General features: G+C 50.4%; 11 protein-coding genes and 1 pseudogene. 5 read left to right on the top strand and 7 right to left on the bottom strand.

All coding sequences use genetic code 11. The features are described from left to right. Positions 1-179: 179 nt before the first annotated feature. The 3 genes and pseudogenes from K2G43_RS06290 to K2G43_RS06280 all read left to right on the top strand — a co-directional run. Positions 180-2036: pseudogene (locus K2G43_RS06290) on the top strand (SusC/RagA family TonB-linked outer membrane protein); the annotation flags it as partial. After that, on the top strand, positions 1942-3648 hold the full coding sequence (locus K2G43_RS06285; protein ID WP_366524985.1) for a SusC/RagA family TonB-linked outer membrane protein: 1707 nt from the start codon (positions 1942-1944) through the stop codon (positions 3646-3648). The pseudogene K2G43_RS06290 and the gene K2G43_RS06285, both read left to right, overlap by 95 nt. 21 nt (positions 3649-3669) lie before the next feature. Continuing rightward, positions 3670-5532 carry a RagB/SusD family nutrient uptake outer membrane protein gene (locus K2G43_RS06280; RefSeq protein WP_297643904.1) on the top strand — a complete coding sequence of 621 codons (1863 nt, stop codon included), beginning with the start codon at positions 3670-3672 and terminating at the stop codon, positions 5530-5532. Positions 5533-5626: 94 nt separating this feature from the next. Here K2G43_RS06280 and K2G43_RS06275 read toward each other — a convergent pair whose 3' ends face one another. Beyond that, entirely contained in the window at positions 5627-6400 is a 774-nt protein-coding gene (locus K2G43_RS06275; protein WP_300153578.1) for a response regulator transcription factor, read from the bottom strand. Positions 6401-6483: 83 nt separating this feature from the next. Next, the gene (locus K2G43_RS06270; protein ID WP_300153582.1) at positions 6484-8004 is read right to left on the bottom strand and encodes a HAMP domain-containing sensor histidine kinase; all 1521 of its coding nucleotides are present in this window, start codon (positions 8002-8004) and stop codon (positions 6484-6486) included. Positions 8005-8189: 185 nt separating this feature from the next. Between K2G43_RS06270 and K2G43_RS06265 the strand changes: the two genes are divergently transcribed. Both K2G43_RS06265 and K2G43_RS06260 read left to right on the top strand, forming a co-directional pair. Beyond that, complete coding sequence (locus tag K2G43_RS06265) at positions 8190-10337, top strand: outer membrane beta-barrel protein (protein ID WP_300153576.1); 2148 nt, start codon at positions 8190-8192, stop codon at positions 10335-10337. A gap of 218 nt (positions 10338-10555) precedes the next feature. Beyond that, a complete protein-coding gene (locus K2G43_RS06260; RefSeq protein WP_297643901.1) occupies positions 10556-11728 on the top strand; it encodes a TlpA disulfide reductase family protein in 1173 nt (390 codons plus the stop codon). Positions 11729-11820: 92 nt separating this feature from the next. On the opposite strand, the gene glyA is transcribed toward K2G43_RS06260, so the two are convergent. From glyA to pyrB, 5 genes are all read right to left on the bottom strand, one after another. Next, positions 11821-13101 (bottom strand): serine hydroxymethyltransferase, encoded by a 1281-nt coding sequence (gene glyA, locus K2G43_RS06255; protein ID WP_297643899.1) that lies wholly within the window; start codon positions 13099-13101, stop codon positions 11821-11823. Positions 13102-13203: 102 nt separating this feature from the next. After that, a complete protein-coding gene (locus K2G43_RS06250; protein WP_300153573.1) occupies positions 13204-13977 on the bottom strand; it encodes a porin family protein in 774 nt (257 codons plus the stop codon). A 46-nt stretch (positions 13978-14023) separates the two neighbouring features. Beyond that, positions 14024-14623 carry a flavin reductase family protein gene (locus K2G43_RS06245; protein WP_297643895.1) on the bottom strand — a complete coding sequence of 200 codons (600 nt, stop codon included), beginning with the start codon at positions 14621-14623 and terminating at the stop codon, positions 14024-14026. 110 nt (positions 14624-14733) lie between these two features. Beyond that, positions 14734-15198: an aspartate carbamoyltransferase regulatory subunit gene (gene pyrI / locus K2G43_RS06240; protein WP_297643893.1), complete on the bottom strand. Its 465-nt coding sequence runs from the start codon at positions 15196-15198 to the stop codon at positions 14734-14736. Between the two features lie 133 nt (positions 15199-15331). Beyond that, positions 15332-16066: aspartate carbamoyltransferase (gene pyrB, locus K2G43_RS06235; RefSeq protein ID WP_300153571.1), on the bottom strand; the 735-nt coding region annotated here is incomplete at its 5' end.

Genomic DNA, 16066 nt, shown 5'->3' with positions numbered 1-16066 from the left:
ATTTTATTCTATGTTTTTATATATATTTTAATAGAATGATTGCTTTTATAAAATATTTATCTAATTTTGCGTCGAATATTAACAAATGAGAAAGCATCCTACTCTTAAAAGAACGGGTAAGTATGTTTTATTTGTTGATAATCAAAATTATACATATTTATTAACCAAAAGTAATATTTATGAAAGTCAAAAGATTAACGCTGAATGGCAAGCACGTCTTGCTCGCAGGTGTCTTTGGAATGTGTTCCATACCGGTATCTGCTGTTCCGACAGATGCGGTAGATTTGCTGCCTGCAATCACACAACAAACAACAAAAATCAAAGGTAAGGTCGTGGACAATAATGGGGAAACCATTATTGGTGCCAATGTACTGGTGAAGGGTACGACAAATGGTACCATTACGAATCTGGATGGTGAGTATGAACTGAATGCGCCGGTAGGTGCCACGCTGGTTGTATCCTTTATCGGATATAAGACGGTTGAGGTAGCGGCGACAGCCGGAACGCAAATCATCAAGTTGGCGGAAGACAGCGAAGCGCTGGACGAAGTGGTCGTTGTAGGTTATATGACCCAACGCAAAGAGAGTCTGACAGGAGCCATGAGTACCGTGAAGGCTGACAAACTGAAAGACATCACCACTCCTTCTGTAGAAAACATGTTGAACGGCAAGGTGCCGGGCGTATATGTGGCTCCGGGTTCCGGACAGCCGGGTTCCGGCGGTGCGGTGGTTATCCGCGGACAAGCCTCCTTGAGCGGTGGTACACGTCCTTTGTGGGTTGTCGATGGTGTTATCGTAGGTAACAGCGCCGGCGATTTGAACCCTGCCGACATTGAGACCATGACCGTTTTGAAAGATGCCGCTTCCACCGCTATCTACGGTTCGGAAGGTGCCAACGGTGTTATCGTGGTAACTACCAAAAAAGGACGTGAAGGCAAATTGAATATAAGTGCATCTGTCAAGATGGGTATCAGTACGGTGAACAACGGTAATCTGGAAGTGATGAACGGTGCTGAGTTGTACGATTATTACGCTTCTTTCCAGAATGCCGATGAAATTGCATTCACCCGCTGGAAACCTGAACTGCGCAACGACAATTTCAGTTGGTGGGATTTGGCAACCAAGACCGGTTTCACGCAAGACTATCACGTTTCCATCTCCGGAGGTTCAGACAAGCTCCAGTCTTACTTCTCATTGGGTTATTACGATGAAGAAGGTGCCGTAAAGGGGTATGACTACAAGCGTTACAGCTTCCGTTCCCGTACCAGCTATAAGCCGTTCGACTGGTTGACCATTAAACCGGCAATCAGCGGTTCTCGTCGCGACGTCTATGACCAGCAGTATTCTGTCACTGCCATGTACTCCATGTTCCCATGGGATAGCCCGTATGATGAAAACGGCGAATTGGTGCCTCACCGTTACAGTGGCTGGGTAAACGCGCAGAATACCAACTACCTGCTGGACTTGAGCTATGGAAACTATGGCGAATCTACCAACTATGAGTTCATGGGTAACTTCGACTTCGACATCCGTATTACAGACTGGTTGACATTCACCTCTGTAAACAATTACCGTTACATTGGGTATTCTTTGCATAACTATACAGACCCGCGCTCAAACGGTGGTTCCGGTGTGGACGGACGTTTGTATGAATATCGCAGTGAAGTGGCTCGCCGTTATACCAACCAGAACTTGATGGTGAACAAGACTTTCGGCAAACACTCTCTGAACGGTCACGTATCCTACGAGTTCAAAGACTATACAGCCAAGACTTTTGCAGGAAACGGTACCGGATTCATCCCCGGTTTCCAAGTGATGGACGTTACCGCCATTCCCGAATCCATCGGAGGCGCACGCACTGAATGGGCTGTACAATCTTATTTCACCAACTGGAAGTACGCGTATGATAACAAATACTTAGGAGAAGTGATGTTCCGTCGTGATGGTGCTTCTAACTTGGGAGACAATGCCAAATATGGTAATCTGTTCTCATTCAGTGCCGGTTGGGTTATCAACCGTGAAGACTGGTTTAACGCGCTCAAACGGTGGTTCCGGTGTGGACGGACGTTTGTATGAATATCGCAGTGAAGTGGCTCGCCGTTATACCAACCAGAACTTGATGGTGAACAAGACTTTCGGCAAACACTCTCTGAACGGTCACGTATCCTACGAGTTCAAAGACTATACAGCCAAGACTTTTGCAGGAAACGGTACCGGATTCATCCCCGGTTTCCAAGTGATGGACGTTACCGCCATTCCCGAATCCATCGGAGGCGCACGCACTGAATGGGCTGTACAATCTTATTTCACCAACTGGAAGTACGCGTATGATAACAAATACTTAGGAGAAGTGATGTTCCGTCGTGATGGTGCTTCTAACTTGGGAGACAATGCCAAATATGGTAATCTGTTCTCATTCAGTGCCGGTTGGGTTATCAACCGTGAAGACTGGTTTAACGCCGACTGGGTGAACAACCTGAAACTCCGTGCATCCTACGGTTCGGTAGGTAACCGCCCCAGCGCACTTTATCCGCAGTACGACCTTTATTCCGTATCTTCCAGTTACAATGAAGTGGCAGGCGCTTTGATTTCCGTTATCGGTAACAAGGACCTGACATGGGAAAAGACTTTCACAACCGGTATCGGTGCAGATGCCTCGTTCTTCGACAACCGTCTGCACATGACTTTGGATTACTACATTAAGAACACCAACAACATCCTCTACAATGTGCCTGTTACAGGTTTGACAGGTGTGACATCCATCTATAAGAACATCGGCAAGATGCGTAATACCGGTATTGAATTCTCTGTAGGTGGTGACATCATCCGCACTAAGGATTGGAACTGGAACGTAGAGTTCAACATTGCCACCAACAAAAACAAGTTGAAAGACCTCTATGCACAGAAGCAGGCTGACGGCAGCTATGCTGTAGTTCCTGTTATCATCAGCGATGGTAGTTCCATTGCCGGTACCATCAACCGCCGTTTGGAGGTAGGTGAACCTATCGACACGTATTATGGAAAGGAATGGGCAGGCGTAAATCCTGAGAACGGTGCTCCGATGTGGTATATGGACGATGAGAATGGCAACAAGGTGACAACTTCCGACTACTCGAAAGCTGACTATTACAAACTGGGCACTGCCAATCCGAAAGTATTCGGCGGATTCTCTACTTCTTTGAATTGGAAGAACTTCGACCTGAGTGCCGTATTCGGCTATTCTATGGGCGGACAAATTTATAACTACTCACGTCAGGAGTATGACTCGGACGGTACTTATACCGACCGTAACCAGATGAAGTTGCAGAAGGGCTGGAGCCGTTGGCAGCAACCGGGTGACATTGCCACACACCCCGTTGCCAAATACAACAACTCCGATAAGGGTAACTCCGCATCTTCCCGTTATCTGGAGGATAGTGATTACCTGAAGTTGCGTTCACTCACCTTGAGCTACAACTTCGACTTGAAGAAATACGGCATACAGAACCTGCGTCTTTCTCTCTCCGGCGAGAACCTGTTCACCATCACAGACTATTCAGGAGTTGACCCTGAAATTCCCGCATCCGATGGTGCTGTTATGGGAACTGCCGGTCCGGCGGTTTATCCGTCCGTTCGCAGATTCATGCTTGGTCTAAATGTTACATTCTAATTTTAAAAAGGAAAATAAACAATGAAAAAGATATTAGCCATCGCACTTGTTGCAGCAACGGCAATGACAAGTTGCGACATTGAAAGATTGCCATATGGTTCTATGGCTGCTGAGCAAATCACCAGCGATCCCTCCGCATCTTTGGATGCCTTGATGAATGGAGTATATGCACAATTGAAGACATGGTCCGACCCGATGCACCGTTGTGGTGAGTATGCCGGCGACAACATGATGATTCGAGGTAGCTCCACGGATGCGTTCTTTGAATTCATCTCCTATTCCCGTACGCCTAACAACTATCGTCTCCAGAACTTTTGGGACTATGGCTACAAGGGTATCGCACAGGCTTCGAACATCATCAACATGATTGAAGAAGGACAAAGCAAAGAAATAGACAACCAGCTGGGTGAATGCTACTACGTGCGCGGTATGCTCTACTTCTACTTTGTACGTGCATACGGACGTCCCTACTATCAGGCACCGGACAAGAACTTAGGTGTGCCCATCGTGAACGGTACGCCGGACAATATTATGACAGATTTGTATCTGGAAGACCGTGCCACCGTGAAGGCCACTTACGAACAAGTCATCAATGACTTGAAGAAAGCCGAAGAAATGCTGACCATAAACAAGGGTCCTGCTTACGCTTCAAAGGGTGCCGCACAAGCCATGCTGTCGCGCGTGTACCTGTATATGAGCGGCACATACGAAAATCCGAATAAGGAATACGCACGTCTGGCTGTGGAGTATGCCGACAAGGTTATCAATTCCGGTGACTATAATCTGTTAGGCCGTGAACAATTCATGAAATACAATACCCTTGCGCCGGAAAACAACGAGGAATCCATCTTTGTAGTAAAACGAGTGGCTTCCGAATATTCGGGTTATGACCATTACTACGGTATCGGTGGTATGTATGCCAACATCGGCGGTATGGGATGGGGCGAAATGTATGCCAGTGCCAAATACATCGACTTGTTGAACGAGACAGGCCGCAACGACTGGCGCCCCGACCACTACAGAATCGTGGATGCACGTGCCGCTTTCATCGAACCGACGTATGAAGAGGGTAACAAGTTGGTATTCCGTTTCATCAAGCCGGTGTTGCCTTTGGTGAAAAAAGTTTCAATGGATGACCTGACAGGATATAACTATGTGCAGGCAGATTTGGTAAATGAGGGAGGTAAGTATTATGCCATTGAGAAAGGCGTGTCACAATACGAGGTTGATCCTGCAAATCCCGATAAGTTAGTTGCTATGAAAGATGCTTCAGGCAAAGCAGTGACGAAAGACATAAAATATGAACTGACTGTAGTAGATGCAGAGCAAGGCGTTTTCAAAATTTCTAATTACGAAGCCGGAACCAATGTTACTTCCGTCCTTACGGAAATTACAGGTGTTGAAGATTATTACATCTCTCTGAACCGTGTATATCCACAGTTCTATATCACCAAGTGTTCTCGCGAAGGTGAAGATTCACATCTCCACTCGCCGATTATCAGCCGTTTGGGCGAGATTTATATGAACCGTGCCGAGGCTTACGCCAAATTGGAACAATACGGTCTGGCCTTGAAGGATTTGAATACCATTCGCGAACGTTCTATTCCGGGTGCCGGCTATGAATCATTGGATGCAAGCAATGCGGCTGATAGAATTGACAAAGAACGTCAATTGGAGCTGGCATATCAGGCAGAACGCAGCTATGATGTATTCCGTAACGGCAAGTCTTTGACCCGTCGTTTCCCGGGCCCGCACAGACAACTTGAGGATGTTGCAGCTTCTGACTACCGTGTGACTTATTATATTCCGCAAAACGCCATTAACGCCTATCCGGGTACTTTGACTCAGAACCCGACAGACAATAGTGGCGTGATACTCAATTAATGGGAATATAGCATTTCCACATTACATTATTTCACAATTCTAACCTTGAATCAAGTGGCTGTCCGTCTGACGGGCGGCCACTTTTCGTTTTTCTTTATACAACAGCAATTATCAGCTTATATCCTATCCCCCTCACATTCACAATGCGGATGCGCTCGTCTCCTGCCAGCTTGTGCCGCAGCTTGGTGATGAACACGTGCAGGCTTCGGGTGTTGAAGAAGCTGTCGTCGCCCCACAGGTCGAGCAGCAGGTTTTGGGTGTGGACTACCCGGTTGCGGTTCTCGCAAAGGCGTTTCAAGATTTCCGATTCGCGGTGCGAGAGTTCCACCTCCCTGTTGGCATGGGGAGAGGTTGGGGCGCTCGTGAAAGCGAGGCGTTGCGTGACGGGGTTGAAGCGGTAGTCGCCGATGTCGAAGAGGGTGGGGGCTTTGTCTTTTTCTTCCGTAAAGGCGAAGGCTTTGCCTACCAGCGCCTTGATGCGGATGATGAGTTCCTGCATGCCGAAAGGCTTCTTCAGGTAGTCGTTGGCACCCAGCTCGAATCCCTCCACCACATCGCTGATGGCAGAGCGTGCCGTGAGGAAGAGCACCGGTGTGCGCTTGTCGGTCTGCCGGATGCGGCGCACCATTTCGAAGCCGTCCATGCGGGGCATCATCACGTCTGCCACCAGTACGTCGGGGCGCAGGTCGAAGAAGGTACGCAGTCCCTCTTCGCCGTTGGCGGCGGTGTGGATGATGAAGTCCTGTCCTTCTAAGGTGTCTTTGATAATCATGGCGAGGGTTTGTTCGTCCTCTACCAAAAGGATGGTAAGGCCTCTCTCCCGGTCCCTCCCCGGTAGGGAGGGGGGAAAGTTAGTCTTTTTTGTCATATATTGTTGGTTCATTTACAAGGTTATCTTTTCTGTTGCGATACATATAGGTGGAAAAGCGGAGTAACATCCTTTTCCCCTCCCTACGAAGGAGGGGTCAGGGGAGGGGTTGGAAATATAATACTAAACGTGCTTCCTCTTCCCGGTTCGCTCTTCACCGACAGGGTTCCGCCGTGCTTTTCTGTCATGCTCTTCGCATAGAACAGCCCGAGGCCGTAGCCCTTCACGTTGTGCAGGTTGCCCGTAGGCACGCGATAGAATTTGTCGAAGATGTGTTTCTGGCGGTCGGGGGCGATGCCGATGCCGTGGTCGCGGACGGATATTTCGGTCTGCGCTTCCTTTTTTCCTTCGCCGATGGTCCGGCAGTGGATTTCGATGTCGGCTTCCTCCGGCGAGTATTTGATGGCGTTGTCTATCAGGTTGCTGAGGATGTTGCAGAAATGCGTGCGGTCGGCAAGGAGGGTCAGGTTTTGGGGGTCGATGCGGATGGCGATGCGGACGGGTTTGCTGGCTTTCAGCCGGTGCTGTTCGGCCAGCTGTTCCGTGATTTCTTGCAGGGAGAGTTCTTCGGGGTGGAGGCGGAAGGTCTTGCGGCGTTCCATGCTCATGGAGAGAATCTGCTCCACCAGTCCGCTGAGGTGCCGGAGCTGCTCTTGGCAGATGCGCAGGTACTTGTCGCGTTGCGCCTTCTCCTCTGCCCGGTCGAAGTTCAACAGGGCGTCGTTGGCGGCGTAGGCAACGGCGATGGGGGTTTTCAGTTCGTGGGTGATGTTGTTGGTGAAGTCGCTTTTCATCTCTTCCAGCGTCTTTTGCCTCAGAAGGGTGCGTATCAGGAACCAGAAGGAGAAGGCGAGGATGAGCAGGATGATGAAGGAAGTGGCGAGGATGCCCGACATCTGTTGTAAGATCAGCCGGTCGATGGGCTCCAGTGTCAGACGGTAGCGATGATGGGAGTGTGCATCGAAATCATATTCGTAGGTCCGTGCCTCGGGAGAGGGCAGGTAGCCGGGCGTTCCAGCAACGGCAAGGGTGTCTGTAAATCGCTCTCCGCGGTACAAGTATTCCAGCCGATGGGGCAGTGTGACGCCTTCCCGTTGCAGGCGCAGGGTCAGCAGGCTGTCGAACACCTGTATGTCGGGGTCGGAGAAGCTGTCGAGCCCTGCGTGCAGCCCTTTTTGCAGGTAGCTGGCAAGTTCGTCCATGTTGTGCCTGTCCTCCAGGATAAAATCCATTCCGTCACCGGTATGCAGGGCAGAACGCGGCTCTTCTTTGAAAACGGTATCTGTCCGCACGGTTTGGGGGAGTGAATCCTCGTTGGCAACGCTGACAACGGTCACGGCTTTGTTGGGCACGGAGGGTTCTTCTTCGGGAATGAATCCGGCTGATACATCCACTGTCCCGTGCCTGGTGCTGGTTTGTCGCAGTCGCTTCACGCGACACATCATTTCGTTGTAGTCGCTGATGCGCATGGCTTCGGCGATGCTTCTCTCCAGGTCGTTGCGCATGGTGCGGTAGAGTCCCGTCAGCCAGTAGGCCTGATAGGCGAAGATGCCCGTCAGGGAGAGGATGACGAGGAGGGCGATGTATTTGGATGGCAGTTTCATGACGGTTTCCGGTTGCTTCTGATTAATCGCAAAGGTAGGATTAATCCTCATAGAAGGCATTATCTGATAAGACTAAATAACACTTCCGGTAACACTGGATAACACTCGGTAAGCCGGTGATAACATCCGGTTTCGCTGCTTTTGCCGTACTTTGCGGGCAATAAAGGTTACAAAGAAAAAATAGAATGAAACGAATTTATCTGCTATTCATCGCCTGCTTCCTATGCGGCAGCACACTTCTTGCGCAAGAGAGTAACGGCGTTTCCGCCAATGCCGGCGACACCCGTACCCTCAGTGCCGACAGCCTTGTTACGACCGATGCCTGTCTCGACAGCCTTTACCGCACCTTGCCGGAAGTGATGATTACCGGCGAACGCCCCCTCGTGAAAGCCGTGCAAGGCAAGCTGGTGTACGACCTGCCCCGCCTGGTGCAAAACCTTCCCGTGGACAATGCCTACGAGGCCGTGAAAGAGCTTCCCGGTGTCATTGAGACGAACGGCGGGCTGCAACTGGCAGGCCGGAGCGTCACCGTGATACTGGACGGAAAAGTGACCACCCTCACTTCCGGACAACTGGAACAACTGCTGCGGAGCATCCCTGCCGGACGCATCGAACGGGCGGAAGTGATGTACAACGCTCCCGCCCGCTACCAGGTGCGCGGCGCCTTGATTAACATCATCCTGAAGCAATCGGCAGGCGGCTCTGCCTCCTGGCAGGGGGAGCTTTATGCCAAATACCGCCAGAAGCATCGCGAAGGCTTTGAGGAACGCGTCGGCCTGCTTTATCATAAGAATAAATTCTCGGCAGATTTCCTTTACTCGCACACGTACGGTCGCGGCTACTCTACAACCGGAAAAGAGGCCCTGCACACCTTGTCCGACGGTTCGCTCCATCCGCTGACCACCGATGAGGTGAGCCGTGGAAGGAGCCATATCCATAACTTCCGGATAGGGGCGGACTATGACATCGCCAGAGAGCATCGGTTGAGCCTGGTCTATAACGGCGCTTACTCCACCTATCACAACCGGATGACCGTTGCAGGCACGCAACTCTCCTCGACCCGCAGCCATGGCACCGACCGGCTGCACAACGGCCGTCTGGACTACCGCACTCCCTTCGGCCTGAAGGCCGGTGCGGAGCTGACCTACTACCGCTCTCCGTCCGGCCAACTGCTGCACAGCCGCATGCAGGAGCAGGCACTCGACTTCTATACCGAAGATTGCCAGCGCATCAACCGTTGGAAACTCTTCCTGGCGCAGGAGCATGCCTTGAAGCGCGGCTGGGGATTGAACTACGGAGCCGTCTATACCACAGGCATCGACCACAGCCACCAATACTATTACGACCCCGAAACCGGCGAATCGCTCTCCGCTTCGGATGCCTTGCCCGACATGAGCTCCCGCCGCCGCGAGCAGACCTGGAATCTCTATGCCGGTTTCAGCAAGAGCTTCGGCAACCGCTTCACGCTGGACGCCTCTTTGGCGGCAGAGCATTACAAGACTTCCGTCTGGAACCGGTGGGACTGGTATCCCAATATCAACCTGAACTGCATGCCCGCCCCGGGACATATCCTCCAACTCTCTCTGAGCAGCGACAAGGAGTATCCTGCCTATTGGGCGGTGCAGGATGCCGTCTCTTACATCGGTGGCGGATATTCCGAAGTGCATGGCAATCCGCTGTTGAAGCCCGCGCAAGACTATCAGCTTCAAATGACCTATATTTTGAAGGGAAAATACATCTTCAGCGCCTGGCTCAATCATGCCAAAGACTACTCTGTGCAGACCCTCTACCAGTCCTCCGAACACTTGGTGGAAATCTATAAGGAACTCAATTTCGATTATCAGCAAAAGGCAGGCATACAGGCATCTGTGCCATTTAACATAAAGCACTGGTTGAACTCACGCCTGACCCTCATCGGCTTGTGGCACCGCGAGAAAGACAGCGACTTCTGGGACATTCCTTTCGACCGGAAGCAGTGTTATGGCATCGTCCAGATGAACAATACTTTTACGCTCTCCACCCGTCCCGATTGGAAGCTGACCCTTACCGGATTTGTACACAGCAAAGCCATTCAGGGCATCTACGACCTGCCCGCTTCGGGCTACGTGAACATTGCTCTGCGCTACGGATTCGCCCGTAACAAGTCCATCCTCCACCTCTACTGCAACGACCTTTTCGAGACGGGACAGATTTCTCCCCGCATCCGCTTCCGGACGCAGTACGTGACGAACCGTTACTCCTGTTTCCGCGAGTTCGGAGTGTCGTTCACCTATAAGTTCGGCGGGTATAAGGAGAAGGAGCGGGAAGAGGTGGACAGGTCAAGGTTCAAGTAGGAGGAGACTATCCACCTGTCTTGATCGCATCCCTACCGGGGGTGAATTTGGTTCATCATTTCAAATTCCGGATGAGCGGAATTTTAATCAGGCAAGACTGAATTTGGTTATGCAGAAGCAGAAATCCGTTAAAGAAGGATAATAACGAGCTATGACATTCTCGTAATCCGTTTATTCTTACTATACTTGCTTTGTATTATTCAAAATAAGTAGAAAATATGAATGGTAAGAAGGGAATAAGCGCTGTGCTGCTGCTGTTGGCAAGCGTCTGTGCGCAGGCACAAGGGAGTTTTGTCATTGAAGGCAATGTAAAGAACGTGAAGCAAGGGGTTTGTCTGAATCTGTTTCGGATGGAAGGGAAGTCAGGCAGCAGTATTGCCGTTGATACGTTGCGGGGAGATAGTTTCCGCTTTGAAGTACCCGTATCGGAGATAGATACGGAGCGGTTTAACCTGATGATTCGTGATGGAAATCTGTATAGCATGGGATTGCCGTTTTGGGCGAAGAAGGATAGTTATATTCGTTTGACGGGGGAGGATATGAATATCTATACTTGGCAGGTGGAAAGTGAAATGCCGCAACAGAAGACGCGACAGCTTTTTGTGGAGGATTCAAGAGATTTATGGAATCTTCTGCAGGATATCCACATGGAATCCATGCGATTGAGGCGAAATCTTCGGAAACCGGAGAATGAAGAGGTGAGAGCAAGGATGGTTGCTATGCGCGATAGTTTGGAGAACGTGGAAAAAGAGGTAAAATATCGTATCTATTCCAATATCATAGCCCGCATGAAGCAATTGCCGGTAGAGGAGGTTTGGATGGATAATTTGGAAAGTTTGGCAGTAGGAGTGAGATATACCGAAGATTTCCCTTACCGCAAAGAGGTGGAAGAGTTATACGCCCGTCTTACGGACGAGCAACGCCGGACTCCGGAGGCTATGGACATTCATGCCTATCTTTATCCCGTCAAGATGACGTCCGCACAAGAAAAGGCTGCGGACGGCGATTTGTTCGACTTGCAGGGCAATGTGCATCACCTGTCCGATTTCGCGGGGAAAGCGGTATTGATAGATTTCTGGAGCCGTGGTTGCGGTCCTTGCATCATGGCGTTGCCCGAAATGAAGGAAATCAGTGAAAAGTATGCCGACCGCTTGGTGGTGGTGAGCATAAGTATTGATGACAAGACGGGGTGGGAGATTGCTTCGCAACGCCACGACATCAGTTGGTGGAACCTGAATGACTTGAAAGGCAATCACGGCATCTATGCCAAATACAGCTCGGGTGCCATTCCCCGCTATGTCTTTTTGTCTCCGGAAGGAAAGGTTGTGGAGATGTGGTCCGGCTATGGAAAAGGCAGCTTGCTGGAGAAGATGGGAAAGTTGATGGAATAGTAGCGGGAGGGTTTTTCTGAAAAATAGTAAAAGGCTGCGCGGTTCCTGACGAACCTTGCGCAGCCTTTTATGCTTTAATTTCCGTTTGCTTATCAATAAGCGAACAACGGATATTCCTTCATCTTCGCATTGACACGAGCACGAACCTGTGCGATTACTTCCTCGTTGTCAACGTTGGAGAGAACGGTTTCAATCATTTCCGCAATCTCCAGCATCAGGTCTTCCTTGGCACCACGGGTAGTGATGGCGGGAGTGCCCAAACGGATACCGGAAGTCTGGAAGGCGGAACGGCTGTCGAACGGCACCATGTTCTTGTTCACGGTGATGTCGGCAGATACCAGTGCCTTTTCGGCTACCTTACCGGTCAAATCGGGATATTTCGCGCGAAGATCCACCAGCATGGAGTGGTTGTCCGTACCGCCGGATACGATGGTGAAGCCGCGGTCCATCAAGGCTTGTGCCAGGGTGGCGGCGTTCTTCTTCACCTGCTTGGCATACTCTTTCCATTCCGGTTGTAGGATTTCGCCGAAGGCAACGGCTTTGGCTGCGATGACATGTTCCAGCGGACCGCCCTGAGTGCCGGGGAATACGGCAGAGTCGAGCAATTGTGACATCATCTTGATTTCTCCCTTCGGAGTGGTCTTGCCCCACGGGTTGGGGAAGTCCTTGCCCATCATGATGACACCACCACGCGGACCGCGCAGGGTCTTGTGAGTTGTAGAAGTCACGATATGTGCATACTTCACGGGGTTGTCCAGTTCGCCGGCGGCAATCAGTCCGGCAGGGTGAGCCATGTCCACCATCAGGATGGCGCCTATCTTGTCTGCGATTTCGCGCATGCGCTTGTAGTCCCATTCGCGGGAATAAGCAGAGCCGCCGCCGATAATCATCTTCGGTTTCTCGCGCAATGCCACTTCTTCCATTTGGTCATAGTCCACACGTCCTGTTTCCTTGTTCAGGTTGTATTCGCAAGGTGTGTAGATGATACCGGAAGTGTTCACCAGCGAACCGTGTGAAAGGTGTCCGCCATGTGCCAGATTCAATCCCATGAACTTGTCGCCCGGATTCAGTACGGCAAGGAATACGGCAGCATTGGCCTGTGCGCCCGAGTGCGGCTGTACGTTGGCCCATTCTGCGCCGAAGATTTGTTTCAGGCGTTCGATGGCGATGCATTCGCTCTGATCCACTACCTCGCAACCGCCATAGTAACGCTTGCCGGGATAGCCTTCGGCGTACTTGTTGGTGAGGCAGGAGCCCATTGCCTGCATAACCTGGTCACTTACAAAGTTCTCTGATGCAATCAGTTCAATGCCCTTGAGCTGACGTTGGTGTTCTTTTTCGATAATGTCGAAAATAAGTTCATCTCTTTTCATGCTGCTTATTCGATAAGTTTGATAATCTATAAGTTCTTATTTAAGCGCACAAATTTACGGGAAATAAATGAATATAGGGTAAGAAAAGCAAGAATTTTGCTGTCAGAAGAATACTCCAAAGGAAAAACTGAGCACATTGTCCTGGCGGTGGAAGCGTATCTTGTTGGTTACAGCTCCCTCTTCGAGGTTGCTTGCGGGGGTGTCGCAGGTTACGTCTTTGGAGATGTTGTGCAGCCCGATGTCGTAGCGGAAATCGAAAAAGACGCGTGAGATGGTGACCGATGTACCAATCGTAAAGCTTAAATTGAGTGGACGCAACTGCTCGCAGATATTCTTCTGGTCGAAGTTCTCAAACGTGATCTTGCTCTTTTTACCCCATATATAGCGGATTTTGGGGCCTCCGAACACGGCAAGGCTGTAGGGCCCCTCCTTTACGAAGTTGTAGCCGTAGAGAATCGGGAAATCGATGCTGTGAATCTTTGAGGTGATGGATGCCTCCTGATGGATGCTTTCTCCCATCGAACTATCGGGCAAGGGCTTGTTGAAAGTGATGTTGCAGTTGTTGATGTTGTATGAGGCTTCGGGCTGAAGGAAGTGGCGGTCGAAATTAATCCGCATAAAGGCAGAAGCGAAATAGCCTATTTTATAATTGTTCTGCACCTCGTCGATAGCCACGTCGTTCACGCTAAATCCGGAGATGAGGAAAAGGGAAGAGGTGAATCCTACTTTGGCACCGAAGTTGATGGTGCAGTCGCTCCCTTTTTTTGCATTTTCTTCTGCAACCATTTCCGGAATTGAAGCGAAGTTTTCCTGTCCCCACATCATTGTGGAGAGGCTCGTCATGCACAAACCCATAAGGAAACGCTTCAATTCCATATTTTTTTTGTCTTTTCAGTTATACCATTTACTTTTTGTACACCGGTCATCGTCCGCTCTTCGCCGTTCCGGAACTTTCTTTTTTCTTTTCTACCGACCAGCCGAACTTGCCGATTTTTTCGCCCAGTTCGTAATATCCGCCGTGTACATAGACCAGCGGATTGGTTTCCGCCAGTTCCAATTTCCCGCTTTCCGGATTCAGGTTGCGGGTATCGGCACGGACGTTCACCACATCGGCGATGAACATATCGTGCGACCCGAGGGCTACGATTTCCTTCACGCGGCATTCGATGCAAAGCGGTGACTCTTCAATCAGCGGCGCGCTGACAATGGTGCATTTTCCCGGTGTCAGGTGCATCTCTTCAAACTTGTTGTAATCTTTCCCCGATCGTACGCCGCACCAGTCTGTGGCACGAGCCATCTCCTTTGTGGTCAGGTTGATGACGAACTCCATGTTTCGCTTGATGATGTCGTAGGAGTGGCGTTCGGGACGCACGGAGATATAGCACATCGGCGGGTTGGTACAAATCGTTCCTGTCCATGCTACGGTCAGTATATTATATTCTTCAGGATTGCTTCCGCAGCTCACCAGTACGGCAGGCAGCGGATAAATCATTGTTCCGGGTTTCCAATCTTCCTTGCTCATGTCTTGACCAGTTGTTTCTCAGCCGTAGATTACGCGGATTTTATTTTCATCGACAGCATAAAAATCGACGTCATCCGTGTGGCCTGCGGCTGAGAAATTCCGCAATTCATTTATAAAATCTCGATATCTTCTCTTGTTTGCTCTTTTTCGCAATAATGGCACTTGATGACGCAATTGTCTTTGTCTATTACGTGGAAGCGGGTGGGCATAGGTTCGTTGTTGGTGATGCACTTCGGATTGGCACACTTCACGATGCCATGCAGTTCGTCGGGCAGTTGCAATTCCCGTTTCTCCACTACCTCATAATCGCGGATAATGTTCAGTTTCCCGTTGGGAGCCACCACGGCAATGCGGTTTATCTCATCGTCGCAAAAGAACTTTTCGGCAATCTTGATGATGCCTTTCGTGCCAAGCTTTTTGCTTTTGAGGTTGAAGCCGATGGTGATGTTGTTGCTCATGTGCTCCAGCCCGAGTAGGGAAACCACGGTAAACAGTTTTTCTGAAGGGATATGATCAATGACAGTGCCGTTTTCCAGTGCGGCAACCTGCAATTCTTGTTTCTTTTCGTTCTGCATCTTTTCAGTAGTTTTTATTTGTTAGGGGACAAGGGGGGGGAGTTAGGGGACAAGGCTTCAGTTAACGAGGCTACAAGGCCCTCATCCTTGTCAACTTATCCCTTGTCAACTTGTCAACTCGTTCCTCGTCAACTTATTTTCTCACTTCATCCAGCGTGATACCCAATACATCGCAGAGGATGGCTTCGCGTGCATACAGCCCGTTTTGCGCTTGCTGGAAATAATATGCTTTGGGGTTGTCGTCCACGTCGTAGGCTATTTCGTTGACACGGGGCAGGGGATGCAGGATGCGCAGGTTGGGGCGGGTGTGCTCCAGCATCTTGTTGCGAAGGATATAGACATTCTTCACCCGTTCGTATTCCATCAGGTCGGTGAAGCGTTCGCGTTGCACGCGGGTCATGTAGAGGATGTCGGCATCGGCTATGATTTCTTCCGTAAAGTCTGTGTGTTCTACGTATTTGATGCCGTGCTCCCGACAGTAGATTTTATACTCTTCCGGCATTTTCAGTTCGTTGGGCGCGATGAAATGGAAGGTCGGGTTGAAGTGGCGCATTGCCATCAGCAGGGAGTGTACGGTGCGGCCGTATTTCAAATCGCCCACCATGAAGATGTTCAGGTTCTCCAGGGTGCCCTGTGTCTTGTAGATGGAGTAGAGGTCGAGCATCGTTTGCGAAGGATGCTGGTTGGCGCCGTCTCCGGCGTTGACGATGGGCACGTCCGTAACCTCGCTGGCATAGCGTGCCGCCCCTTCAAGGTAGTGACGCATCACGATGATGTCGGCATAGTTGCTCACCATTTTGATAGTGTCCTTCAGTGTCTCACCTTTTGATGAACTGGTGGCCTTCGGGTCGGTAAATCCGATGACACG

Origin of the sequence: Bacteroides sp., assembly GCF_029057325.1 — a bacterium.
GTDB lineage: Bacteria > Bacteroidota > Bacteroidia > Bacteroidales > Bacteroidaceae > Bacteroides.
This window is presented reverse-complemented; position numbering and strand designations above follow the sequence as displayed.

What these genes read in the sequence shown, in the direction of transcription:
- K2G43_RS06285 (WP_366524985.1), top strand. Translation starts at nt 1,942, where the DNA reads ATGGTGCTTCTAACTTGGGAGACAATGCCAAATATGGTAATCTGTTCT.
- K2G43_RS06280 (WP_297643904.1), top strand. Translation starts at nt 3,670, where the DNA reads ATGAAAAAGATATTAGCCATCGCACTTGTTGCAGCAACGGCAATGACA.
- K2G43_RS06275 (WP_300153578.1), bottom strand. Translation starts at nt 6,400, where the DNA reads ATGACAAAAAAGACTAACTTTCCCCCCTCCCTACCGGGGAGGGACCGG.
- K2G43_RS06270 (WP_300153582.1), bottom strand. Translation starts at nt 8,004, where the DNA reads ATGAAACTGCCATCCAAATACATCGCCCTCCTCGTCATCCTCTCCCTG.
- K2G43_RS06265 (WP_300153576.1), top strand. Translation starts at nt 8,190, where the DNA reads ATGAAACGAATTTATCTGCTATTCATCGCCTGCTTCCTATGCGGCAGC.
- K2G43_RS06260 (WP_297643901.1), top strand. Translation starts at nt 10,556, where the DNA reads ATGAATGGTAAGAAGGGAATAAGCGCTGTGCTGCTGCTGTTGGCAAGC.
- glyA (WP_297643899.1), bottom strand. Translation starts at nt 13,101, where the DNA reads ATGAAAAGAGATGAACTTATTTTCGACATTATCGAAAAAGAACACCAA.
- K2G43_RS06250 (WP_300153573.1), bottom strand. Translation starts at nt 13,977, where the DNA reads ATGGAATTGAAGCGTTTCCTTATGGGTTTGTGCATGACGAGCCTCTCC.
- K2G43_RS06245 (WP_297643895.1), bottom strand. Translation starts at nt 14,623, where the DNA reads ATGAGCAAGGAAGATTGGAAACCCGGAACAATGATTTATCCGCTGCCT.
- pyrI (WP_297643893.1), bottom strand. Translation starts at nt 15,198, where the DNA reads ATGCAGAACGAAAAGAAACAAGAATTGCAGGTTGCCGCACTGGAAAAC.